The organism is Streptomyces sp. P9(2023) (assembly GCF_032436795.1).
GTDB lineage: Bacteria > Actinomycetota > Actinomycetes > Streptomycetales > Streptomycetaceae > Streptomyces.
In genome coordinates this window covers 1-250 of record NZ_JAUPWM010000708.1, presented here as the reverse complement: position 1 = coordinate 250, position 250 = coordinate 1, and the positions used below count along the sequence as shown (strand labels likewise).

The window sequence follows — 250 nt, the reverse complement described above, 5'->3', positions numbered from 1 at the left end:
AAACATTCATGCAAAAGACAGTGTGTATACTATTAATGATTTGAAAGATAATGTACTTTCAAAATATTTTGTTTCATTTTCTTTTAAACCTCTTGCTGTAATAATCATTCGGGTACTGTCTTTCAGCAAATCTCTAAAACATTCTACTTCCGGTTTATAAGCAGCGATGATTTTGGTACCGGGATAAGAAGCTTCATATACTTTAATCTGCTCCTGAATTACCGGCTTAAAACTTTCATCAACACTTATA

At 31.6% G+C, this 250-nt stretch carries 1 protein-coding gene; it reads right to left on the bottom strand.

Annotation, left to right across the window (positions count from 1 at the left end):
- Nucleotides 1-6 precede the first annotated feature (6 nt).
- On the bottom strand, nucleotides 7-250 hold a 244-nt coding region (locus Q5762_RS39175), incomplete at its 5' end, for a hypothetical protein (protein ID WP_315897090.1).